Raw genomic sequence first — 24,302 nt, 5'->3', positions numbered from 1 at the left:
CATAAAAAAAGCTCCTGCGAAATGCAGGAGCTTTTTTGTTTTCACCAGCCATCACCAATTGGTTATGGCAACGCTGTTTTGCAGGGAGCTTAGTTTTTCTCGATGCGACGCACAGCGGTTACGTCGCCTTGGCGCACTTCGAGCAGGTAGATGCCGTGGGCCAGGCTGGCCGGCAGCAGCACTTGCTGGTTGCCGGGCAGAGCAGCCGGAGCCATCACCACGCGGCCGGTGAGGTCGCGCAGCGCTACCGTAGCAGCACCCTTCGTGGGCAGGGCTACCGTGATGCGGTCGGTGGCCGGGTTCGGCGAAATGGTGAGGCCTGGCAGGGCATTGTTGGGCAGCGTGGCCGATACAGTTGCACAGCCAGCGCTCAGGGGCGTGTCAGTAGCGGTGAGCACCACGGCAGTGGTACCGCCGGTGGGGTTCACGGTAGTAGCGCCCGAAGCCCATACACCATCGGCGTCGGTGTTGCAGTTCAGCACGGCGCCCGTTACAATGCTGCGCTCTTCAACGCGGCGCACGCCCGTGGTGAGGGTATTGGGGACCACAGTGGTATAGCTGCCGTTGGTGGTGCTATAGGTATAGGCGTTGGTGCCCGTTTGAGTAGTGCCGGTGGCGGCACCAATGCTTTCTACCACGGCACCGCTCAGCGGCCGGCCAGTACCAGCTGCGTTGTCGTAGGTGAATACTACGTTTTTCGGCGTAGCCGCCGAAGAACCAGTGAGCAGGGTACCATTGTTGGCGCCGGCGCCACTCGTGAAGCTCAACAGCGTCATGCTCTGGTTGAGGGCGCGACGAGCCACAACGGTAGCGGGGGTGGCATCAGTGGCCAGCGTGATGGTGGGGAACAGCACCGTGCCCGGTACCTGGAAGCGGGAGGCGTTGTTCGAGTTTACCAAGGCAAACCAGCCGGTATAGCTGCCCGTGGCATCGGTGGTGAAGGTAGCGTAGCTGCCAGCCGTCGACAAGCTGCCGGTGCTAACGGAGGTATAAGTAGTAGCAGCCGTCGTCGCTCCGGGAGCAATCAGCAGCAACACGCCAGCGCCCGAAGCCGAAGAGGTGAACTCCGACGCCGTAGCAGCCTGCACATAGTACCGGTAGAGGGTGCTGGGCGTGAGGTTGCTCACCGTGGCGCGGAACACGATGGCTAAGCGCGGGCCCGAAAAAGTGGCCGAACCGCTGTTGTTGCCACTGCTGAGGTACTGCGGAACTACCACTCCAGTGAAATCAGCTTGAGTGAGGGACTGGGACCAACCAGCCAATGGCAGCGTGGTAATGAGTGCGAGGAGAAGTTTTTTCATGGTATTCGGAATGAAGGTAAAAGGTGGACAGAAGAATTGAAGATACTGCTTTATCAAAGGTACTGCCTGAATTTTTAGGCCGCATTATCACTGTATAAACTTTGTTTGGCTGCTCTTTCAAGCCTTACTCCCACAGCGGGTAATGCTCCAGATGTACTTCCTGCTCAAAGAAAATGCGGGTGCTTTCCTCGAACGAGCGGGTAAAATCAGATACGTAGAAATGGTGGGCGGGTGGTATTGGTCCAGCCGGGGCCAGCAAGCTGTGCGCGGCCAGATACGCTTCGGTGTCGGCAGCCACTACGTCGGAGGCGTCCAGCACATCGACCCGGCCGGCGTAGTAGGCCGCAATCTGCTCCTTGATAAGCGGGTAGTGCGTGCAGGCCAGCACCAGCGCGTCGATATCGGCCAGGGTGGCATGGCTGAGGTAGGTGCCGATGATGTCATCAGAGATAGAATTCTTGAAAAATCCCTCCTCAATCATGGGTACCAGCAGCGGGGTGGCCAGCGAATACAGGTCCACGCCAGCGTCGAGGTCGTCGACCTTCTTTTTATAGACGTTGGAATTCACCGTCTGCTTCGTTCCGATGAGGCCTACCCGGCGGCCAGCGTAGGCCCGGCCCAGGTGCGCCACAATGGGGTCAATCACGCTCAGCACCTTGGCCTTGCTGCCCACGTACTCACGCACCAGCTCATAGGCGGCGGCCGAGGCCGAATTGCAGGCAATGACAATCAGCTTGCAATTCTGACGCAGCAGCAAGTCGCAGATTTTGACGGAGTAGGCTTGAATGGCAGCGGCGCTTTTGTCGCCATAGGGCAGGTGGGCCGTGTCGCCGAAGTACACGATGCGCTCGTGGGGCAGGCGCCGCGCCACGGCCCGCGCCACCGTGAGGCCGCCAATACCAGAGTCGAACATGCCAATGGGCCGGGTGGCCAGGGCCGCCGGAGCAGCGGGCACGGAAGCAGTAGTCATGCTGCAAAGGTAGGCTGGCATTGAGCCGTCGCTGAAGTTGGCGCCTTCATGATTTTTGTAAACTTCCGCTATATTTCCGCCCCCGTCACGCTCACTTAATTCGCCATGAGCACCATTTTGGCCGAAATTGACCACGCTCTGGCCGCCCATGATGCGCGCCTGGGCCGCCCTGTCGCCATCTACCTCGGCGAGCGCAAGCTTACCCAGCTTACCCTCGACGCCGCTCGCGCGCCCCTGCCCGAACTCAGTACCGACGCGGGCCGCCCCCTCTCCTATCGCCACCTGGAGCTGTTGCGGGACGAGGTGAACCTGGACGCAGTGCGGGTGCTTTGAGCTGCACCACGGTGCGATGATGTTAACCTCAACTATTCCTGAAAGTTGAGCGTAAAGGATACAACAGGCGCGTTGCAACGTTGCTGAGCTGGCACTCAACGGCAGCGCTGCTCCATTGAGCACTTTTTAGCTGCGTATTACCAGAACCAGGTTCCATTGATTCCGAAGCAGCGGCCCTTCGAGGTTTTTATCACGCTCTTTCTGAATACCCCCATTTCCAAGGCCTGAAACCGGCCTTGCAACACTCTACCTATGCTGCTTTTTACCCGGTTTCGACCCATTGGCCTACTGGCCACCTTCCTGCTACTGACTGCCTGTGGCAACGGCGCGGGTACCTCCGCCACAACTGCCACAACTGCGCCGGCCGAGGTAGCGCTGCCGCAGCCCAAGCCGCCAACGGCCACCGGAACGCCGCGCATCCTGTTCGTAGGCAACAGCCACACCGCTTACTACGCCAGCATTCCGGAGCAGTTCCGGGAACTGTGCGAGCATAATAAGGTGCTAATGAACGGCGAGCTGCTGGTGGAAATGGGCATTTCCCTGCACGACATTTACCAGGAAGACCAGGAGCAGGCCGAAGAGCTGTTTGCCAAAACCGAGGCCGACGGCAATTATTTCGACTATGTGATATTGCAGGAGCAAACGCCGGTGGTCGTTGACAGTGCCGCCCGGTACGCCGCCAACCTGAAGCTCTGGACCGATAAAGTGCGCCGCCACAGCCCTAGGGCGGCTATTTACCTCTACCAGCTGGCTTCATATGACCCGTACCTGGAGGACTCTGCGAGCTTTGCCACCGACCACGCCCTGATGCGGGAGCATACACTGGCCGCCCTAAGCCAAGTGCCCAATGCCGGCCTGTTTCGGGTGGGCGATGCCGTGAAAGCTGCCTACGAAAGATGCGACGGCTACCAGTACCGCGTGGGCGGCAAGGACAACCTGCGCCACGGCGAAAACACCCAGCACCTGCTCAACGACGGCGTTTTCATGGCGTCGGTCCTGCTCTACGAAACGCTCTTTGGCAAGCAGCCGCATCTACCGGCCGAGATGACATTCAGCACCGGACCTGGGGCCGACGACAATGGCCGGCAAGCCCTCTAGCCCGTGGCCAAGGCCGTTTCGAACCCAACTGCCCTGGCCCGGATTGCCTGGCAATACCACCGCTAGCACTAGGCCTAGACTATCCCGAGGCGCCTTCATGCGATATCCTTCAATTTCCAATCCCACTACAAATAGCTGTATGAAGCTGTATTTCCGCACGACTGCTTTCCGGCTACTCGCCAGCAGCGCCATTTTGAGCCTGGCAGCCTGCAACGGCCCGTCGTCGCAAACCAAAGAGGCCGCCGCACCGCCGGTGAAAAACTGGATGGCCGAACCATTTACTCAGTCGCCCCAGGTGCTGCTCGCCAATGGGGCCACCTTCGCCGATGGGCAGCACCTGGATGGTGCCAGCGCATTTCTGGTGCAGGTGGGCCAGCGGCAATACGCCCTGACAGCTAACCACCTACTCGGCGCCGATGGCGGCATTGAGCCCACTAAAAAACGCTCACTGGTCAATGGCGAGCTGGTTTCCTGGAAGCTGTTTGCCCGCCAGCGAGCCACCGACACGGTGCGGCTCGACAAATTGCTCAACGCGGTGGACAGCGACTCCAGCGATGCGCTGGTGTTCAGCATTAAGGGTGGTGGTACTGGCTACCAAGCCCTTACGCCACGCTACGATGCGCCGGCCCAGGGCGAGGAGGTATACCTTATCGGCTGCCCTTATGCCGAGGCCGACTGCACCCAAAACCGCTACCCGGTGCGCGTGGAAGAGACTTCGGACACCGAATACCTACTGGCGCAGAACGAATCGCCTACGCTCAGCGGTTTCAGCGGCTGCCCGGTCGTCGACAAGCAAGGGCGGGTAATTGGCTTGTTGTCATTTACGCTGCAGGAACCATCTGGAAAAAAGCACACCATGATTACGCCCATCGGGGTGGTGAAGCGCTACCTTCAGGAATAGTCCGGGCTGTTGCTGCGGGGGCTAATTAACCCCGGTTGCACAACATATGGCTATGCCATAGCCGGCTGGTATATCGGTAGTCAAGCAGGCAAAACAGCACGTCAAAGCACCATCGGATTTTACCCCAATACCGGCCCTGAGTACGCCAAAGCCCCGCTTGCAGTGCAAGTGGGGCTTTGGTTTGGGAGGCATTGCCGCGTTATTCTTTCTCGAACTTAGTGGCAGTAACCTGGCCTCTCTGCTCTATCCGTATTGTGTAGATGCCCGGCTCAAGCGCATCAATGGCAACGGCGGTATTTGGAAAAGCCCCGGCGGGTACCTCCCGGCTCAGCACCTGCTTGCCACGGGTATTGATGACGGTGATACGAGCCGCCGTGCCCGGCTGGGCAAGGGTCAGATTTAGCTGCTTCTGCGCAGGATTGGGGTAGAGCGTGGCAGGAGGCGATGCCATACGGGCTGCCGTTTTGGTAAAGCTCCACCAATTGATGTTGTACCCGCCCGCAGGCACGGCAATGGCAATATCCTGCTGCCCGGCGGCTAGCGTCAGGGTATTGGTAATGGTGGTCCAGTTTTGCCAGCCCCCGGTATTGGGTACCGCAATGCTGCCGAGGACCGTGGTGCCTGCATTTTGCTCCAGCCTGATTTGGCCGCCACCGCTGGCACTGGCCACCCGGTACTGAAATGTATAGGAGCCGGCCGTGGGAACGTTCACGGTGTAAGCCATCCAGTCGCCGGCATCGAGCCAGCCCACATTCAGTCCCCCGCCCGTGTCGGCAGTGGTTTCCGTTTGCACCCCGGACATGACATGGTAGCTTTCGGCCTCCACCTTCGTGGTGGTGCCGCTGGGAGGCGTGGTAGTTGGAGGAGGGGTTGTCGTAGTTGTCCCGCTCCAAGCTTGGATGTATCCTTTTACCAGGCGCCCCGACGCGGTCAGGTAGCTGTCGGACCATGCGGCAGCAGGGTTGGTGCCGGGCACCAGTGCAGACGCCGTCTCGGCTTTGTCATTCAGCGCCCAGTTGCAGTGGCTAAGTTTGTTGAGGCGCATAAAATCCATCCACTCCTGCGTAGAAGCTGCATCGACGGACCCGCCACCGGAGGCATCGCAGGTACCATATTCTGTCACAAACAAGGCCACGCCCCGGCTCAGGGCCGTGCTGGCTTTGCTGCGAAGCGAGGCTTTGTGAGAAGCCGCGTAAAAGTGCAGGGTATAGGCAATGTTGGTGCCCGCCACGGGGCTGCTGGCCGCCACGTCCACATCCTGCGACCAAGTAGGAGTGCCCACAATAATGAGATTGTCGGGGTCGATGGCGCGAATGGCATTGGTTACGGCCTGGGCGTAGGGCTTTACCACGCCCGTCCACGACACTTGCAGGGGCTCGTTGTAGATTTCGTAAATCACGTTTGGGGTGTTGCCGTATGTGGTGGCCATTTCCTGGAAGAAGGCAATGGCTTGGGCCTGGTGCTGCTCAGCCTGGTGCGAGTGCCAGTCGATGATGACGTAGAGGCCAGCAGCCACGCAGGCATCTACGATGGTTTTCACTTTGGCTTTTTCACGAGCCGGGTTTTCCAGGTAGCCACCGGCTTCGTCCACGCCCATCGAGGCCCGCACGATGCTGGCGTTCCAGTTATTTTTCAGCCAGCCCACCACGTTGGCGGAGTAGTACCGCTCGCCGCCCCAGCCACTGTTGCTCCAGAACAGGCTGTTGCCAGCCAGGCTCACCGGCTGGTTGCTTTGGCCCAGAATCTGGTTGCCCTGCACCCTGAGGGCCCCGTACCGGACAACGGGCGTTTGGGCTAGCGAAGGCCGCCCCCAAGCGGTTGCCAACACCAAGAAAAGGAAGAGGAGCAAGCGCGGACGCGAGCCGGGAGCGAAGAATATTTTTGCACTTTTCATACTTTTGGTAGTAAGTTTGGTAAGCGTTTAAAAAATCATTCGGCTGAGACTGCAAACCAATGCCTTCTCATATTACCTTGTAACAACAATATAAACAGCATTTTACCATTTCAGCCCACCTTGTTTAAACACTACAACCATCTTGTCAGGATTTTTTAAGATTGTATCTCATCGTTTTGACTAGGACAAAATCAATAATCCAACGTAACAAGAGTCTGGTAACTATCAGTATCTCGGAATAACTAGCAGAACTGTAGCAGTATGGGAGTAACTAGCCAGTAAGCAACGAGGCCGCGTGGTAGTCACGCGGCCTCGTTGCTTACTTGATAAAATTTGATATTCAGCTTATTACCGGTTTTAACCTGATTTATGGGTCGCTGAATGGCCGGCAAATAGCCTGTATTTTATTAGTCCAGGCAGCTTATTTATTTCAGTACTGGCTGCAAAATGGCAAACACCGTGCGCGCCACGATGCGGTGCCCGGCCGGCGTGGGGTGAATGCCGTCGGCCTGGTTCAGTGTTCGGTCTCCGCCGACGCCTTCGAGCAGGAAAGGAATGAGGACCAGCTTGTTTTTGCTGGCTATTTCCTGGTAGATGGCTTTGAAATCATTGGCATAGGCCTGGCCCATGTTGGGTGGAATCTGCATGCCGGCCAGCACAATTTGAGCGCCGGGACTGCGGCGGCGCACCGTGTCGATGATGCCTTGCAGATTCTCGCGGGTGGCGCCGAGGGGCAGACCGCGCAAGCCGTCGTTGCCGCCCAGCTCCAGCACGAATACATCCACCGGTTGGCGTAGTATCCAGCCCACGCGGCTGCGGCCGCCGGCGGTGGTTTCGCCGCTTAGGCCAGCGTTTATAACTTCATAGTTGAGTTTCAAAGAATCGATTTTGTCGCCAATCAGGGCCGGGAAGGCTTCGTCGGGTTCCACGCCGTAGCCAGCGGTAAGGCTGTTGCCGAAGAAGAGCAAGCGCTTTTTACCGGTACCAGCGCTGGGTTTGGCCCCCGCAGTGGAAGCGGTAGAAGTAGCGGCCGGAGCTTTGACTGTTTCAGGAGCGGAATTGGAATTGCAGGCGGTAAGAGCCAGCGCAAACAGGCCGGCGAAGGAGAGACGAATGAAGCTCATGGAAGGGATTTTGGGCACGGAAGCGTAAAGGTGGAAAACATCGGGAAGGTTTTCGCGTCTTTGGTAACGAACGACAGGCGGGGTGGTTGTGGGTTATCTAGGTGAACAGTGAGCGAGACCGCCAGGCCTCGGCTACGCTCGGCATAACGGTCCTCTACCTGCTTCCTCCCTCCTCCCCGCCTACCCCCATTCCCTCCTACCCTAACGCATGTCCATTCTTCGCGTCGATAACCTCACCAAAACTTACCCTAGCGGTGGCCAGCCGCTCACGGTGCTGCACGCCGTCAGCTTCGATTTGAAAGCAGGCGACACCTTTGCCATCGTCGGGCCGTCGGGCTCGGGCAAAACCACGCTGCTGGGCCTCTCCGCCGGGCTGGACCGCGCCACCTCGGGCAGCGTGTGGCTCAACGGCATTCAACTCGACACGCTGAGCGAGGACCAACGGGCCGCGGTGCGCAACCAGCATGTGGGCTTCATCTTCCAGAATTTCCAGCTGCTGCCCACCCTTACGGCCCTCGAAAACGTGCTGGTGCCGCTGGAGCTGCGCGGGCAGCGCGGCGCGTCCAAAACCGCTATGGAACTGCTCGACCGCGTAGGCCTGGCCGGGCGGGCGGGCCACTACCCAGCCCAGCTTTCGGGCGGTGAGCAGCAGCGCGTGAGCCTAGCCCGCGCCTTCGCCAACCGCCCCGCCCTGCTCTTCGCCGACGAGCCCACCGGCAACCTCGACCCCGACACCAGCGAGCGGGTGGTGAACCTGCTGTTTGAGCTAAACCGGGAAGCCGGCACCACGCTGGTGCTGGTGACGCATGATATGGAGCTGGCGGCTAAGACGCAACGCACGTTGCGCCTGCGCGGCGGCAAGGTGGTGGAGGAAATCCCGGCCGTAAGAAACGGATTGGCGTGAGGCAATCATGGGAGGTATTTCTCAACACCAATTGCTTAAGCAGCTACCTAGTACGGCTTAGGCCGGCGGCTGTACCGTAGGCTTATATCCTTAAGGGGAACAATGTATAATTCGGCCCGGCGATTAAGCAGCTGATACTCTGGAGAGGTATTGGGTGCTGCCGGGTGCCTACTACCATAGCTGATTATCAACAATTTATTCCGAGATATTCCATTCTTTTCCAAGTAAGCACAAACCGCTTTGGCCCGTTCCCTTCCCAGGCCATTCAGGTATTTTTCCGGTTTGGGGTAGCCGGTCGGAACCTCCAGTGGCTCTGCATGGCCCTGCACCACAATGACTGTACCGTTCATTGAAACGGCCCGAATCTCTTTCAGAAAGTCATTCAAGTGCGCTCGGCCGCTTGGCTGAAGCGCGGCCCGGTTTGTATCGAAATATGCGGCATAAATCTTCAGTCCTTCCTCCAGGGTGTCAGTATACGAGACATAAAAATTTTGCATAATTCCACCTGCCCCAGCGCTTCCCTCCGCAAGCTTAAACGTTACGGAATCAAGCAACCGCCCATTCAACCTCATTGTTAGCTGATAGTCAGTTCCCGGCCGTAGCATCACCTGGTACGAAGCGTCGTTATTCTGCAAAACCGTGCGCCAGTGCTGTGTAGCGGAGTCAGTCAGTTGGCATCGGAATATCATTTCGACATTTGGAATTATCGTCACACTGTCGTGGGCGGAAAGGACTTGGCCATACACGGCAACGGGTAGCGCCTGCGCCACCGAAACAACGGGTGTTGCCGGAGTGACTGCCGTTGGCATCGTTCCTTTTACAATGTGGCAGGCTGCCAAACCGGCGGCTATTACCAGCGAATACAACAGTAGCATGCTCCCCCCCTCTCTGGCGACAAATCTCATCGTGTTGCCGAATCTATTAGCAGCGGTGCGGCTTGAGTAGCAAGCGCAGCTTCAAATAACGCACTTCTGCTGCACCCAACTATGCCACAAACGTTACCGTTGGAACATAATTACTAGCCACTTTGCAGTAGGCAGTTAAAGTGCCCATGTTTTTTCTACGTCTTAGCAATAAGTAACAGGTCATTCCTGTGGCCCCTGGCATGATTGTCAGCACTATTTCGATAATTCTTTCCTCTTTCCGTGACTTCAACTCCCCTCCTGCCCGCCTCCCGTCCTGCTACCTCCTGGCTTTTCCGCATGGCATGGCGCGACAGCCGCCGCAGCCGGGCGCGGCTGCTGCTATTCATGGCCAGCATCATTCTGGGCATTGCGGCGCTGGTGGGCATCAATTCCTTTGGCGACAACCTAGCGCGCAGCATCAGCGAGCAGGCGCGGGAGCTGCTGGGCGCCGACTTGGTGCTCTCGGCTAACCAACCTTTCCCGGCCAAGCTGGAGCCGACGCTGAGTGCCCTCGGCACGGCCCAGGTGCGCGAAGTTTCGTTTGCCTCGCTGGTGCAGTTCCGGCCTGGCAAGGGCACGCGGCTGGCGCAAGTACGGGCCCGCTCGGGCGGCTTCTTTTATGGCGACTGGGAAACGGAGCCGAAGGCGGCGGCCGGGCAGTTTGGGCAGGCTGGAATTCAGGCCGGGGCGTTGGTCGACGACGCGCTGCTGGTGCAGTTTGGGGCCAAGGTGGGCGACTCGGTGCAGGTAGGCCAACTCACGCTACCCATCGTGGGGCGGGTACTGAAGACGCCGGGGCAGTCGGGCATTACCACAGCGGTGGCGCCCACGGTGTTTATTCCCGAGGCGCTGGTGGCCGGCACCGGCCTGGTGCAGCGCGGCAGCCGGGTGCGCTACACCCGCGCCTACCAGTTTGCGCCGGGCACCGATGTGGCGGCCGTCCTCAAGCCCCTGCAAGCCCGCCTAGACGCGTCCGACGTGGACACCGACACCGTGGCCGAGCGCCAGAAAAGTACCGGCCGCGCCTTCGCCGACCTCACCCGCTACCTGAGTTTGGTGGCCTTCGTGGCGCTGCTTCTGGGCTGCGTGGGCGTGGCCAGCGCCGTGAATTTGTACGTGCGCGAGAAGCTGGCCGCCGTGGCTGTGCTGCGCTGCCTGGGCGCCAGCGGCCGACAAGCGTTGCTCATCTACCTGATTCAAACCGCCGGCCTGGGATTGGTAGGCGCAGTGCTGGGGGCAGCGCTGGGCGCGGCCGTACAAACGCTGCTGCCGCGGGTACTGGGCGACTTTTTGCCTGTTGCTATCACCGTCAGCGTGTCGTGGACGGCGGTGGGCACAGGCCTGGTCACGGGCTTGTTAATGGCGGTGCTATTTGCCCTGCTGCCGCTGCTGAGCATCCGGCGGGTGTCGCCGCTGCGGGTGCTGCGCACAGCCTTTGAAGACGACACGGCCACCCCCGACCCGTTGCGCGGGCTCATCATCAGCGTCATTGGCTTGTTTATTCTGGCCTTTGCCTACGGGCAGACCCGCGACTGGAAGCTCACACTGGGCTTCGGGGCGGGGCTGCTGGCGGCGTTTGCGGCGCTGGCCGGCATGGGCCGCCTGCTGATGGCGGTGGTGCGGCGCTTCTTCCCCGCTGGCTGGGGCTACGTGTGGCGACAGGGCCTGGCCAACCTCTATCGCCCCCAAAACCAAACCCTGACGCTGGTCACATCCATCGGGCTGGGCACCTTTCTGCTGGCCACGCTTTTCCTCACCCAGGCCCTGCTGCTGAGCCGTGTGCAGGTAGCGGGCCAGAAATCGTCGGCCAACCTCGTGCTGTTCGACATTCAGCCCGAGCAGCGCGCCGGCGTGGAGGCCCTGCTGACTTCGCAAAAGCTGCCGGTGTTGCAGCGCGTGCCCATCGTGACCATGCGCCTGACGGCCATCAACGGCACGTCGGTGTCGGTTATTAAGAAGGATACGGCGCGGGGCATCCCAGCCTGGGCCCTCACCCGCGAGTACCGCGTGACGTATCGCGACTCGCTGAACTCCTCCGAAAAGCTCACGGCCGGCAGCCTGCCAAAGCTGGGGCCGGACGGCCTGCCGCGCATCTCAGTGGAGAAGGGCTATCTGGAGCGCGCCAAGCTCGGCCTGGGCGACACGCTGGATTTCAACGTGCAGGGCTCACCCATGCGCACCATCATCGGCGGCACCCGCGAGATTGACCGCAGCCGGGTACAGCCCAGCTTCCTGGTGATATTCCCGGCCGGGGTGCTGGAAGGCGCGCCGCAGTTCCAGGTGGTGCTCACGCGCACGGGCAGCACGGCCGCGCTGGCCGCCGTGGAGCAGAAGCTGGTGCAGCAGTTTCCCAACGTGTCGGCCATCGACCTGGGTTTGATTCTGCAAACGCTGGACGATATTATCGGCAAAATCTCCTTTGTCATCCGTTTTATGGCGGGCTTTAGCATCCTCACCGGGCTGCTGGTGCTGAGCAGCTCGGTGGTCATCAGCCGCTACCAGCGGGTGCGCGAGAGCGTGCTGCTGCGCACGCTGGGCGCCAGCCGCAGCCAGATTCTGCGCATCACGCTGGTCGAATACGGGCTGCTGGGGCTGCTGGCGGCGCTGGCCGGCATCGGGCTGGCGGTACTGGCGGCCTGGGCGCTGGCGGTGTGGGTATTCGAGGTGGGCTTTGCGGCGGCGGTGCTGCCGCTGCTGGGGCTGGCGGCGCTGGTCACGGCGCTCACGGCCATCATCGGCGTATTCAACAGCCGGGAGGTGCTGCGCCGCTCGCCGCTGGAAGTGCTGCGGGCCGAAGGGTAATCCAGCCTTAGCGGCCCATCAGCACATCTTGGCGGGTGCGGTGGAAATGCTTGCGTCGCAGCTTGCGGCGCACATCGGCCGGAATGGGCCAACCGTTGGCATAGCTGCTGAGAATGGCCGCCTCTCGCTCGGTGCTGAATCGTGCTGCTCGACTAAAGCCCACTGCTGCAGGTGCGGCCCCGGCCACCAGGCCGCTCACAGCACCGGCTACGGTGGTTGAACCTGCCATCTCGCCCGCCGTGGCCAGCAAAGCATCGCTACCGCGGCGCCGCTGCACAAATAGCTTGTGTACCGCAAAAGCTGTGTCACGGCCTTGTCCGTAGCTCGACAGCGCAAAACAACCCCACGCCACGGCGCTCAATACCCAGGATTTCATGGTTAATACGGTTTGAAAGCGTTACCCGTGCCGAGCTATCGGAAGAAGATGAGCATTCAGCCACCGGTCGCAACCTTGGATGCCGACAAGGGCTGATTGGTTGCAATGCGGCCGAAACCCATTCGCCCCGAGGCATGCGGCGCCGCTCGACTATGGCGGTGCTGCGGGCGGAGGGATGAGCTACGCCCCGGAATCAGAGACGACCATAGCTGAAAGGCCCTTGTGCAGCACACCCGCGGCATAAGGGCCTTTTTTCTTGCGCCAGATTTGGCATCTGGGCAGTGATTCCGCGCTTGGATTATTTCAGCAAAACGCCCATCAGATATGGGCTAAGCAGCTATTAGCCGGCATCATCCACTGAAGCCTGCAATTGCCACTGCCACTCATTCATCAGCAAAGAGCAGGTGAAACACCCAATAATTATATCTGACCAAACTAGCGAATCGACACTTTAGCAGGATATAGGAGGCAAATATCAACGTTTTATTTCCCCATTATTAATAAAACAAACTTTAATTATCCTCTCATAATACCCTAATTTATTATTGATTTACAGTGACTTTATATCAATTATTTTGTGTTTTTCACACAAATGACATGAACGAAAATTCCAATGACTATACTTGTAAACCTTCTTTTTACAAAATATGCGTAGCTGCCATTTTGTATCAGATTAGTTCAATTATCTATCACTACACTTTCTTCTAATGAAACAACTTTCTCCTCTTGAGCAGCCAGTAACTACCTCATCGGTAGCGTGGCTACGGGCCCTCTTACTGGTGCTGTTGCTGGGCCAGTTTCATTCGGCTAGGGCGCAGTTTCCGCGAGTCGAGTCCTTTAAAAACGCTTCAGCTGCCAGCTTCACGCTGGGAGGCTCGGCGGTGCTCACGGCTGCCAACAGCCTCGACCCCGCTGGCGCAGGCTACCTGCGCCTCACCCCGGCGACCACCGACCAATCCGGATTTGTTATCGACCAGGGCCAGTTTCCCGCGCCTAATGGCTTCAACATCTCGTTTGAGTTCTTTTCGTATGGTGGCACCGGGGCCGATGGCTTCTCGGTATTTCTGGTTGACGCCGACCAAACCTCAGCGGCTTCGTTTGCCCCGGGGGCTTCGGGGGGTTCTTTGGGCTACGCCCAAAAAACCGCTAATCCGTTCAGTAACGGGGTGCCATTTGGCTACCTGGGCATTGGCATCGACGAGTTTGGCAACTTCTCCAATGGCACCGAAGGCCGGGTAGGCGGCATTAATACGCCCGACCTTACCCCCAACGCGGTAGCCCTGCGCGGAGCCGGCAACGGCAGCAGCAGTACCGATTACCCCTACCTAACCGGCACTCCCACGCTCCCTTTCAGCCTGGATGTGCCCACTGCGCGCGCCCAAGCCGGCTCGGCAGACTACCGCCGCGCCTACATCGATGTAGTACCCACCAACGGTACCTACCGCATCACGGTCCGCATTCAGCACGGCTTCACTGTGGAAACGGCCGTGCGCAACTTCACCGTGCCCCGGCCACCCAACAACCTGCGCATCGGCTTTGCGGGCTCGACGGGCGGCAGCACCAACGTGCACGAAATCCGCAACCTGGCCATCCGTCAGACGCCTTACCTCGATGATGACGTAGCCAGCACCATTTACAATCAAGCTGTCTCGGTCAACGTACTCAACAACGACAGCTTCTCCTACGCCAACTATGGCCCCGGCAGCGTGGACCTAGACCCCGACGCGACGGGCATTCAGTCGACCCTGACGGTACCGGGCCAGGGCACGTTCGTGGTGACGCCGGCGGGTGTGGTTACGTTCACACCCAGCGGCACGTTTGCGGGCGTGGTGACGATACCCTATACGGCCAACGACGTATTGGGCGAAACCGGAGCCCCAGCCAACATCACGGTTATTGTGCGCGGAGCTGACATTGCAAACAGCGTGAGCGGCCCCACGGCCGCCGCCCCCGGTGCGCAGGTGCAATACACCATGACCACTGCTAACCTGGGCTCGCTCCCGGCCACCAACGTGGTGCCCACCTTGCAACTGCCTACCGGGCTGAGCGGTGTGGTGGTGAGCAGCGGCTCCTACTCAAGCAGCACGGGCCGCGTTACGTTTGGAGCCAGCAGCCTGGCAGCAGGCGGCGCGCCGGCCACCAATACGGTTACCTTCATCGTACCGGCCAGCGGGTCGGTGGTGGCCACCACGGCCAATACGGCTGCCGAGCCCGACCCCGTGAGCACCAACAATCTGGCTTCGATAACCACCCTCATCAGCGGGTTAGCGAACCTGGCCGATGTGTGCGCCACGCCCGGCAACGATGGCGTGGGCAGCCTCGGGGCGGCTTCAGCACCTAATACCTATTTCCCCGGATTGCTGGCCACCACCACTGGCGGCACGTCGAGCATTACGGTGGGCCCGGCCCTGACGGGCACAGGGGCGAGCACAACGCCCATCGCCGCCGGCGACCTGGTGCTGGTGATGCAGATGCAGGGGGCGACTATCAATACCAGTAACACCGCCTCGTATGGCAGCGGCGGCAGCCTGGGCAAAGGCAACCTGACCGGCAGCGGCGACCGCTTTACGGCGGGCCTTTACGAGTACGCCGTGGCAGCCAGCTCAGTTGGTACCACCGGCGGTACGCTCACCCTCACGCAGGCCCTGACCAATGCCTACGATAACCTCGACTACAACGCCAGCAGCAACCCCACCGGTCAGCGACGCTTCCAGGTAATCCGGGTGCCGCAGTACTCGGCCCTGGCCGTGGCTGACTCCGTGGCCGGCGCCGCCTGGAACGGCAAGACCGGCGGCGTACTGGCCCTCGACGTAGCTGGCCGCACCACCTTCGCCACAAATGCTCGCCTGAGCATGACCGGTCGGGGCTTCCGGGGCGGCGGCGGCAAGCTTTACAGCGGCGTCGGCGCGCTGCCCTCGTTCAACAGCACCGACTTCAGCCAGCTTAGCAGCAGCACTGCCGTAGGCTCGGGCGGGGCCAAGGGCGAAGGTACCGCCGGTACCCCGGCCTACCTCAATGGCAACTACACGGCGCTCATCAGCACCGGTTTCGAAGGCTACCGCAATGGCAGCAATGGCCGGGGCGCGCCCGGCAACGCGGGCGGAGGCGGTACCGACCTCTCGCCCAGCAACAACCTGCGCAACACCGGTGGCGGCGGTGGCGCCAATGGCGGAGAAGGCGGCTTTGGCGGCTACGGCCTCAGCTATACCGGCAACGTGACCGATAATGCCCAGGGCATTGGCGGGGCTGCCTTTGGCGCCTCGGTGGGCCGGTTGAGCATGGGCGGCGGCGGCGGGGCCGGCGTGGCCAACGACGGCGGGCTGGCCAGCGGCGGCAACACCGGTGGCGGCATCATCATGCTGCGCACCGGCGCCATAGCCGGCAACGGCGCAGTAGTGGCCAACGGCCTGGCCGCCGCCACTACGCTTATTGATGGGGCTGGCGGTGGCGGGGCCGGCGGCTCGGTGCTGTTGCTGGTGAGCAACGCCAGCACGCTCAGCAACATCACCGCTACGGCCCGGGGCGGCCGGGGCGGCCGGGCCAGCCTGGCAGGAGCCCTCTACGGGCCCGGCGGTGGCGGTGGTGGCGGCGTGGTTGTTGCCAATGGCACGGTGGCATCGGCCTCGTCGGTGGCCAGTGGAGCCAATGGTGCTACGGGCAGTACGCTCAGCGCTTTCGGAGCCACGGCCGGTACCATTGGCGTCATTCAGACCAACGCGGCAACCAGCGGGTCGGGCAACACGGCCTGCCTGCCGGTGCTGACGGTAGCCGTGAGCACCGCTACGCCTACCATCATACGCTCCGGCCCTACCGGCCCGGTACCGCCCGCCCTCTACACCATCAATGTGTCGAATACCGGCGGTACGGCCACGGGTGTCAGCATTTTGGGGAGCCTGCGCAACAACCTGTTCAAGTTCGATGGTACCTATACGCCCATTGTCACCCTGACCCTGGCCGACGGCACTACTTCTACCCCCAGCGGCTTCAGCCTGCCCACCAACGGCGTGAGCCAGCCCGTTTTTGCTGGCTTCACCATCCCGGCCGGGGCAATGCTGGCCCTCACATTCCGCGCTACCATTGATGCCACCGCGCAAAATGGGCTGGCGTACCGGGCTTCGGCCACCACGAGCTACGATAACCCCTTGCGTACTTCCCTGACCACCGCCAGTGTGCAGCCCGGCGAGAATTACGCCGGCGGCACCGATACCAGCCTGGGCACTGCTATCGGCAGCAACTACGCCGGCGGTGCGGGCACCCCCGAAAACGTGACCATTCAGGCGCCGCTGCCCGTTTCGCTGGTGCGCTTCACGGCCGTGGCTGCCCACTTCGATGCGCAACTGCAGTGGCTGACTGCCAATGAGCACAACAACGACCGGTTTGTGGTGGAGCGCAGCTTCGACGGCAAAGCATTTGCTACCATAGGCACCGTGCGGGGCAACTGGGAAAGCACTACGCCTTCCAACTACGAGTTTGTGGACGTCAACGTCGCCCGGTTCGTGTCGGCGGGCAAGCCGGTGTACTACCGCCTGCGCCAGGTCGACCGGGACAGCACCAGCACTTATTCACCGTTGCGCACCGTGGTATTTGGGGCCAAATCGGCCGCTACCTTGTATCCCAACCCGGCGGGCCGCTCGGCTACCCTCGACCTGAGTAGCCTACCCGCCGGCAACTACACCGTGCAGGTGCTTGACCTCACCGGCCGCCAGGTCGCGACGTACTCGCTAGCCGGCACCGCGCAGCACCTCCTCGAATTGCAGCACTTGGCCACCGGGGCCTACGTTGTGCGCGTGCATGGCGGGGCCGTGAACCAGTCGCTGCTTCTCACTAGGGAATAGAGCCGTCGCGTTCAATAGCAGAAAAGGCTCCCGGGAATATTCCCAGGGGCCTTTTTTCATTACTGATGTAGCCGTTTCGGGGGCATCAGCGAGGAGAAGCGCCGGCGCTATCGGCAAGCGAGCAACGAATCAAATAGCAGGCCCGGGCCATTTCCTCTTTGATTTTGAGGTGGCGCAGATAAGAAACCGAGCGCGCTCCCACGGCGGGAAGGGTGTCGAGCCGGCAGCAATCCACACAGCAGGCTTGCCGCACTCCATTCTGGTATTTATGCGGAGGAAACAAATACTGGTTTATCACGCGCAAAATGCGGGTTTTCCGGACCATTGGTGGGTTAGAACCGGTCGTATAGCCTGATAACCGGCGGGATTTCGCCGGTCAATCTAACCTCCTTTCCCTTTCCACATCATGTTTTATCACGACAGAGAACTCCAGTACAAAGTACGCGTCGACAAACCCAACCCGGCCTTTGCGCGCATGCTTCAGCAAGCAATTGGCGGCATTGAGGGCGAAATCCGGGTGTGTTTGCAGTACATGTTCCAAGCCTGGGGCCAGCGCGGCCCGGCAAAATACCGCAACATGCTGCTCGAAACTGGCACCGAGGAAATGGCCCACATCGAGATGCTGGCCACGGCCGTGGCCCTCAACCTGGAAGGCGCTCCGATGAGTATGCAGGACGAGTTTGCCAAGGACAAGATGGTGGGCGCCATCCTCGGCGGCATGGACCCGCGCCACATCATCTCTTCGGGTCAGGCGGCGTTGGCTACCGATGCCAACGGCGTACCCTTCAACGGCTCGTGGATAGTGGGCAGCGGCAACCTCGTGGCCGACATGTACGCCAACGTGGCCGCCGAAAGCACCGGCCGGGTGCTGGCTACCCGCCTCTGGGAGATGACCGACGACCCCGGCATGAAGGATTTCCTGTCCTTCCTCATCGCCCGCGACACCATGCACCAGAACCAGTGGATGGCCGTGATTGAGGAAAACGGCGGCCTCGGTGCCATGCCCATTCCCAACAGCTTCCCGCAGAGCGAAGAAGTGCAGGGTTTCAACTATGCTTTCGTGAGCACCTTCCTGGGCCAGGACGGTACCCCCGCCGGCCGCTGGACTTCCGGCCCCTCCATCGACGGCAAGGGCGAATTCCACGTCGAGAAAGCCATGCCCCTCGGCGGCATCCCTGTGCTGGCCACGCCCGACCCACGCGGCCACGCCCAAACCGAGCAGATGACCCCGCTGGGGTCGATAATTGGTACCGTCAGCGACAAGGTGAAGGGTACGTTGAGCGGCAGCGGCAGCCACGGCGAGTAGCGGCATTCTAATGGAAACCTCACCCCTGGCCTAGTAATGGCCTTACCATGGCTAAAACCTATTCCCCTTCTTTTTTGGGATAGGACAGGGGTGAGGTTTCTCGCTGGAACGACTAACGCCAGCTGTCAACCGTCTCTCATCTATCCCGTGGTTATGCTCGTTTTGGGCGGGCTGCTGGTAGATGGCGGCGTTGCATACTGCGCTACCGCCCACGGCAAGACCTCAAGGCACTGGCCAAAGCCACGGTATGAGAACTAGTTCGGTCTTTAGTGGACTACCTAGGCCCTACCTGCGCACCGGCTCCCACCCTATAGGCCCGGCAAAAATGGCCTTGAGCGTGTACTGCTTCGCCTCTTTAGCTGTGAGCTGGCGCGACCACTTCACCCGGCCGCTGGTGCTGGCGCCGGGTCCACTACTGCCAAATTCGGCGTAGTACGCCGTGGCTTCGTTGCTGACTTTGCCCCAGTTTTCCCAGCCTTCGGGTCGGATGTGGGCGCCCATCTCGGTATTGATGAAAACGGTGCGGGCATTGGGCCGCCAGGGCCGGCCTAGGTATACTTTGGTGGCCTCGGGTGCGGCCGTGAGCTTGCAATTCAGGAACACCAGCCCGAACGACTGCCGGGGCCAGGTGGAAGCAGCCGTGATGTAGGAATTGGTTTTACTGAAAATGGTGCAGCCCTCAAACACCGCCGTGCTGGAGCCGAAAATAAAATCCGTTGTGCCCTCAATGTAGCAGTCCTGGTAGTACTGCCGGCTGTTTTCGATGGCCAGAAACAGCGTATCCTGGTTGCCCAGCATGCGGCAGCTGCGGAAGGTGGCGCGGTCGCCCTCTACGTGCAGGGCCACGGCCTGCCCCACCCGCCCGGCCGAATTTTCGAAGGTGATGTTCTCGGCGGTGAAGTCATTTGCCTGCACCCGCACCGTGGCCGACGTGTAGGTGCTGTGCTTTTCGGCATCGCCGGAGTAGTCGCCGTAGGTGATGACCACCCCCTCCTTGCTCTCGCCCAGCAGCGTGATGTTGGTTTTCTGCGACGGAATCAGCAGCTTCTCTTTGTAGGTGCCGTTCTTGATGAAGATGGTGGCGGGCACCTGCATAAAGTCGCGCACGGCCATCACCGCCTCCTGAATGGTGCGGTAGTCGCCGGTGCCATCCGGCGCCACTGTCAGCCGCACCGGTACCAGGAAGGTTTCTATTTTGGCCGGTGCCTTAGCCGCTGGCGCCACCTGGGCGTGTACGCCGGAAGCGGCGAGCAACAGGCCAGCAGCTATAAACAGGTTATAAAAGCGCATCGAGGGCTTGAATTATAGCGGATGGAAAAAGGCCAGCCCGTCACACTGCGCGGCATGACGTTCTATCAACATGGATGCCCCCTAGCGGGCCTGCGGGTCCACGGTTTTGGCGGCGGCGCGCTGCACGATGCGGTTGGCCAGCTCCAGCTTGAGGGTGCGAATATCGGCCAGCACGATTTGCGCCATTTTGCGCGCGCCCAGCTCGTTAAAGTGGGTGTTGTCCTCCTTGCCTTCAGGGTAATTGGGATGCTCTCCGGGCACCAGCTGATTGAAGAGCAGCTTGGAATTCTCCACGCCGTACTGCTGCAGCAAAGCCTGGCTTTCACGGTCGAGGTCGATGAGCGGTACCTGCTGCTCACGGGCCGTAGCGCGCACAATTTCGGAGTACACATTGTGGGTGCCCTCTACCTTGCCGGCCGCATCGAACTTGCGCCGGGCCACGGGTGTGATGAGCACGGGCGTAGCTTTTTTAGCGCGGGTTTCGGCGATGAAGCGGATGAGGTAGTTCTTGTAATCGGCCTCGGGCGTGTAGCTGCGCTTGGTAGGCACCTCGTCGTTGTGCCCAAATTGGATGAAGACGTAGTCGCCCTCCTTCAGGGCGCCGGCCACGGGCTGCCAGCGGTTTTCGGCCACAAAGCTTTTGGTGCTGCGGCCGTTCTGGGCGCGGTTGTCCACGGTCACGGTTTCGTCAAAAAAGAACACGAAGGGCATGCCCCAGCCCGTTTCGGGGTAATTCTTCGGCTCTTTTATCGACATAGTCGAGTCGCCAATCAGGTAGACGGTGATTTTGGCGGGCGGCGCGCTAAAGGCGCTGAGCCACAGCAGGGCCAGCACGGCGGCCGTTTTCAGGAAATTGTTGCGCATAGCCCCAAGGAATTTTGACATGTGCCCGCGAAGAAAGCAGGTGGACCCGTCGGGCTGCAACCTGCTCCTACCTGCGCCTTCTACTGACGGCGGGTCAGTCCAACTATTGGCAACGGTTTCTTAACAGCATTTGCCCTTAGTCCGCTGGCAAGAGGCTGCTTGGCGCAGTAGTTTTGGGCCTTCCACAACCCCAAATTTTGCATGTTGTACCGCTTAGGAGGCCTACTGGCCCTCTCGGTGCTGCTGGCCGGCCCGGCCCGCGCCCAACTCATCACCGACCCCGCCCGCGCCCTTGCCGCCCGCGACACCCTGCTCCAACAAGCTGCCCAGCTACGGCTGCGCGCTGAGCAAACCAGCCCGTTTTTCAAAACCAATTCTCATGGCCGCGGTCGGCGGCGCGTGGTGGTGCAGGGCATTTCTGGTCAAAACTCTGGTGCGTTGCCCGCCACCGGCGTGCGCCAAACGCAGTGGACGCCCGATAACGTGGTCTGGCGCCACGTCACCTGCTACCGGCGCAACGGCCGCCTGCTGGAACGCTACCGCTTGAGCATGGGCCACAAAACGCTACTCCGTGAGCGGCGGCTGAATGGCAACGTTATCTGGCTATCCATTCCCGTGGCCTATTCCAATGTGATGGGCACGGCCATTCGCCACCGCGGCCTGTTCCTGCGCACCGGCTACCTCACCCTCGACAACGACCAGTACGTGTTGCCCCGGCCCCTGCTCTAGCCGGGATGCACAGCAACCACGCACCTACACAAAAGCCCGTTTCCAGCTTGGAAACGGGCTTTTGTGTGAATGAGCTTATTGCGAATGTTAAAGGGCCTTCGGTTTGCGGACTGGCTTCTTGCGCTCGCTCTGGCGCACGCCACCGGCCATTTCGTACTCCGAGCTGTCGGGGCCGTACCGGAACTTGACGCCGCTCAGGGCCTTAGAGCTCCAGGCGCCCAGTGCTTTTTCCTGCCCATTGAGCTTGTTGAGCAGGTCGTCGGCCGTTTTCAGGGCCTTGTTGTAGTCGCTTAGCGTCTGGGCGGCACTTTTCACGAGGGTGGTGCCTTCGACCACGGAAATGGTTTCGCCCAGGTCCAGCTTGGGGTCGATGGCGGCCAGCCCGTCGACGCGGAGCTGGGCTTTGGCAATGGGGGCAGATTCTCGGGCTTTGTATGCCATAAGACGGGTAAATGAAAAGGTGACAAGAAGTTTACCCTCGCAATATACCAGTATTCTAAGGTCCTGCTAATTTCCGGCTTTTTCCCTTCTTCAAGACGTTACCAGGAGCTAAACTGCTCATTGCAGATGCCTTGCAACCATTTGCATATGCCATCAAGCTATTTGCATATACCTTCAAGCCATTTGCATATGCCATCAAGCCATTTGCATATGCAAACGGTCTGTTCTCATGTACCATCAAGCCATTTGGATATGCCATCAAGCTGTTTGTATATGCCTTCAAGCCATTTGCATATGCGAACAGACCATTCGCATGTACCATCGAGCCATTCGCATCTCCGCCGGCCCCACCTGCGGCCCCCGCCGCGACGGGCCGTGTCGGGCGCCGCTAGTGGGGCAGCAGTAACAGGCGCGTCAAATTGCATCCGCAGCCCCGTTACAGATTCATAATGCGTAATACTTTGGCTACTCCTTCGTATTCGTCGAGATAGAATCCATCTGCAAACTGCTGATAATAGATTCGATGTTTTTCCTCTAGCTGGTTGTATTTCGGATTATCAACCAATTTGGCAAGAATTATTCCGAGGCTCCCCTTATAAATCGCCCATGAGAAAATGCTTTCCCTATTTTCAATATTCACCTCTTTATCAAGCTGCTCAATGTCGTTATACTGCGAGAAAAACGGAACAACAACCTTTTTAAACAACATCATTATATTCTGGTAGCAACGTTCAATATCTGCTTCACTGTTCAAATCAAATCGGTAGCCTTTACCATCATTGATGAAGTCTTCCAGTGGAATGCCGACTGTCGGAGTTGTTTTATGACACTTCGTTTCGAAATAAGAAGCCTTGTGATAAATGTCTTCTACAGTGTTAATGCGTATTAACATTGCAGGGTTGATTTCCCAACCATTGCTGCGAACTAGATAAATCAATTGGAATTTTTCCCAGCCTTCTGCTGACCGCTTGGTAAATTCTGCCAGAGCTTTATTGAGTACGAAGCCATAAGGTGCGAGGTATGATGCTAGGCGTTCTAACAAGGCGTTTCGCAATTCTCTATTAGTCATACAGCAGTTTTACAATGGACAGTAGCAAAGAAAGCCACTGCATCAAAGTTAGCGGTGCTACAATTCTTCATCCCACCCCGCCCGCCCCGGCCGTCCCTTGCGCGGCTGGTGATACTCTCCAACGCCTGCGTGGACCGCTGGCTATTCACATCCGCCCCTGCGCCCCCGCCGCGACGGGGCGTGTCGGGGGCCGCGGGTGGGGCGGCAGAATCTGAGAGGTGGCGTTGGATTAAGTTTGGCGTTCAGAATCTCAAGCTACCCCGATGCGACAGCAACTATTTTTTCAGGACACAAGCTCAAACAAGTTTTGGACTGCTGAATCCGACGGCACTACTCAAATTATTTCTTCTGGCGCAGTTGGGACGAAAGGCCGCCAGTCTGAAAAGCAGTTCGCATCCGCTGAAGCCTGTTTGGCTGACACCAAAAAACTAATTCAGCAGAAAATCAAAAAAGGGTATATCAGACTTACTGAAGGTGAAATTATCCCAGAAAAACAAGCTTCCTCACCCGACGAAATCGGTCAGCAATTCTTCTGGCGCAGCATTGAAAAGTCAAATAAAAAGCATAATAGTAATTGGTCCGAGTATAATATAGATGAGCATATTGAAAACCTAACGGAATTGCTTTCCAAAAGCGGTAAGCAGAAACTAATTCAATTCGAGAAGCAACTTCAGATTTATTTGCAGCGACTATACACTGCTGAAATCGCAGAATTATCGGTTATTTTAGAATGTGATTTTAAGAAAGAAAACGAAATCATCATTTTCGACCATAGCTTATCGGAAGATGGGTTTATTTACTTTCGCTGTTGGCTATTATTGAAAGGACAAGAATTCTTTACCGAAATCAGCCAAGACATCAACGCATTGGTCAACGGCAAATACAGCTTCAATATTGGTGATACATGGGGCGAAGGGTTGCTCTACGTGGCAGACGAAGCTTATTCGGTCAATCACGATAACGAGGATGATTCAGAAATACGGGACGCCGTAGCCGACCAGTTTCCCGAAGTTATCCATTATGACTCAATGGATAGGGTGATGAACCGAGAGCCCAAAGGCGGCGCTGAATTACAAGCCATGTATCCTAAGCTTGTGGAAGAAATAGTCCGGGTTAGAAGTTAGATAGCCTGTTAATAGCACCCCGCATGCCCCGGCCGT

At 59.2% G+C, this 24,302-nt stretch carries 19 protein-coding genes; 9 read left to right on the top strand and 10 right to left on the bottom strand.

The genetic code is table 11. The annotated features are described in order from the left end of the window. Positions 1-89 precede the first annotated feature (89 nt). Positions 90-1,301: a T9SS type A sorting domain-containing protein gene (locus tag J4E00_RS07655; protein WP_208174553.1), complete on the bottom strand. Its 1,212-nt coding sequence runs from the start codon at positions 1,299-1,301 to the stop codon at positions 90-92. 124 nt (positions 1,302-1,425) lie between these two features. After that, complete coding sequence (murI, locus tag J4E00_RS07650; RefSeq protein WP_208174552.1) at positions 1,426-2,271, bottom strand: glutamate racemase; 846 nt, start codon at positions 2,269-2,271, stop codon at positions 1,426-1,428. A gap of 105 nt (positions 2,272-2,376) precedes the next feature. Here murI and J4E00_RS07645 point away from each other — a divergent pair, with 105 nt between their 5' ends. The 3 genes from J4E00_RS07645 (at position 2,377) to J4E00_RS07635 (ending at position 4,603) form a co-directional block, all read left to right on the top strand. Continuing rightward, on the top strand, positions 2,377-2,604 hold the full coding sequence (locus J4E00_RS07645; protein WP_208174551.1) for a hypothetical protein: 228 nt from the start codon (positions 2,377-2,379) through the stop codon (positions 2,602-2,604). 252 nt (positions 2,605-2,856) lie between these two features. Next, positions 2,857-3,702, top strand: coding sequence for a hypothetical protein (locus J4E00_RS07640; protein ID WP_208174550.1), 846 nt, complete (start codon positions 2,857-2,859; stop codon positions 3,700-3,702). 139 nt (positions 3,703-3,841) lie between these two features. After that, positions 3,842-4,603: a serine protease gene (locus tag J4E00_RS07635; RefSeq protein WP_208174549.1), complete on the top strand. Its 762-nt coding sequence runs from the start codon at positions 3,842-3,844 to the stop codon at positions 4,601-4,603. Positions 4,604-4,802: 199 nt separating this feature from the next. On the opposite strand, the gene J4E00_RS07630 is transcribed toward J4E00_RS07635, so the two are convergent. Both J4E00_RS07630 and J4E00_RS07625 read right to left on the bottom strand, forming a co-directional pair. Further along, positions 4,803-6,431, bottom strand: coding sequence for a cellulase family glycosylhydrolase (locus J4E00_RS07630; protein ID WP_208174548.1), 1,629 nt, complete (start codon positions 6,429-6,431; stop codon positions 4,803-4,805). Positions 6,432-6,922: 491 nt separating this feature from the next. After that, positions 6,923-7,621, bottom strand: coding sequence for an arylesterase (locus J4E00_RS07625; protein ID WP_208174547.1), 699 nt, complete (start codon positions 7,619-7,621; stop codon positions 6,923-6,925). 208 nt (positions 7,622-7,829) lie between these two features. Between J4E00_RS07625 and J4E00_RS07620 the strand changes: the two genes are divergently transcribed. Continuing rightward, complete coding sequence (locus tag J4E00_RS07620) at positions 7,830-8,525, top strand: ABC transporter ATP-binding protein (RefSeq protein WP_208174546.1); 696 nt, start codon at positions 7,830-7,832, stop codon at positions 8,523-8,525. 47 nt (positions 8,526-8,572) lie between these two features. On the opposite strand, the gene J4E00_RS07615 is transcribed toward J4E00_RS07620, so the two are convergent. Further along, entirely contained in the window at positions 8,573-9,400 is an 828-nt protein-coding gene (locus J4E00_RS07615) for an OmpA family protein (RefSeq protein WP_208174545.1), read from the bottom strand. 327 nt (positions 9,401-9,727) lie between these two features. Between J4E00_RS07615 and J4E00_RS07610 the strand changes: the two genes are divergently transcribed. After that, positions 9,728-12,232, top strand: a complete 2,505-nt coding sequence (locus tag J4E00_RS07610; RefSeq protein ID WP_208174945.1) for an ABC transporter permease — start codon at positions 9,728-9,730, stop codon at positions 12,230-12,232. Positions 12,233-12,239: 7 nt separating this feature from the next. Here J4E00_RS07610 and J4E00_RS07605 read toward each other — a convergent pair whose 3' ends face one another. After that, a complete protein-coding gene (locus J4E00_RS07605) occupies positions 12,240-12,608 on the bottom strand; it encodes a hypothetical protein (RefSeq protein WP_208174544.1) in 369 nt (122 codons plus the stop codon). 707 nt (positions 12,609-13,315) lie between these two features. On the opposite strand from J4E00_RS07605, the gene J4E00_RS07600 reads away from it, so the two are divergent. Next, positions 13,316-17,443 carry a T9SS type A sorting domain-containing protein gene (locus tag J4E00_RS07600; protein WP_208174543.1) on the top strand — a complete coding sequence of 1,376 codons (4,128 nt, stop codon included), beginning with the start codon at positions 13,316-13,318 and terminating at the stop codon, positions 17,441-17,443. 406 nt (positions 17,444-17,849) lie between these two features. Then, positions 17,850-18,749, top strand: coding sequence for a manganese catalase family protein (locus J4E00_RS07595; protein ID WP_208174542.1), 900 nt, complete (start codon positions 17,850-17,852; stop codon positions 18,747-18,749). A 285-nt stretch (positions 18,750-19,034) separates the two neighbouring features. Here J4E00_RS07595 and J4E00_RS07590 read toward each other — a convergent pair whose 3' ends face one another. Next, on the bottom strand, positions 19,035-20,039 hold the full coding sequence (locus J4E00_RS07590; RefSeq protein ID WP_208174541.1) for a pectinesterase family protein: 1,005 nt from the start codon (positions 20,037-20,039) through the stop codon (positions 19,035-19,037). An 81-nt stretch (positions 20,040-20,120) separates the two neighbouring features. Next, positions 20,121-20,924, bottom strand: coding sequence for a rhamnogalacturonan acetylesterase (locus J4E00_RS07585; protein WP_236049595.1), 804 nt, complete (start codon positions 20,922-20,924; stop codon positions 20,121-20,123). A 180-nt stretch (positions 20,925-21,104) separates the two neighbouring features. On the opposite strand from J4E00_RS07585, the gene J4E00_RS07580 reads away from it, so the two are divergent. Then, positions 21,105-21,632 (top strand): hypothetical protein, encoded by a 528-nt coding sequence (locus J4E00_RS07580; RefSeq protein WP_208174540.1) that lies wholly within the window; start codon positions 21,105-21,107, stop codon positions 21,630-21,632. Positions 21,633-21,719: 87 nt separating this feature from the next. On the opposite strand, the gene J4E00_RS07575 is transcribed toward J4E00_RS07580, so the two are convergent. Both J4E00_RS07575 and J4E00_RS07570 read right to left on the bottom strand, forming a co-directional pair. Beyond that, the gene (locus J4E00_RS07575) at positions 21,720-22,073 is read right to left on the bottom strand and encodes a hypothetical protein (RefSeq protein ID WP_208174539.1); all 354 of its coding nucleotides are present in this window, start codon (positions 22,071-22,073) and stop codon (positions 21,720-21,722) included. Positions 22,074-22,509: 436 nt separating this feature from the next. Continuing rightward, entirely contained in the window at positions 22,510-23,142 is a 633-nt protein-coding gene (locus J4E00_RS07570; protein WP_208174538.1) for a hypothetical protein, read from the bottom strand. Between the two features lie 263 nt (positions 23,143-23,405). Here J4E00_RS07570 and J4E00_RS07565 point away from each other — a divergent pair, with 263 nt between their 5' ends. Next, complete coding sequence (locus J4E00_RS07565) at positions 23,406-24,266, top strand: DUF4240 domain-containing protein (RefSeq protein ID WP_208174537.1); 861 nt, start codon at positions 23,406-23,408, stop codon at positions 24,264-24,266. Positions 24,267-24,302 lie beyond the last annotated feature (36 nt).

The organism is Hymenobacter negativus (assembly GCF_017571495.1).
In the GTDB taxonomy this organism is placed as follows: Bacteria; Bacteroidota; Bacteroidia; order Cytophagales; family Hymenobacteraceae; genus Hymenobacter; species Hymenobacter negativus.
This window is presented reverse-complemented; position numbering and strand designations above follow the sequence as displayed.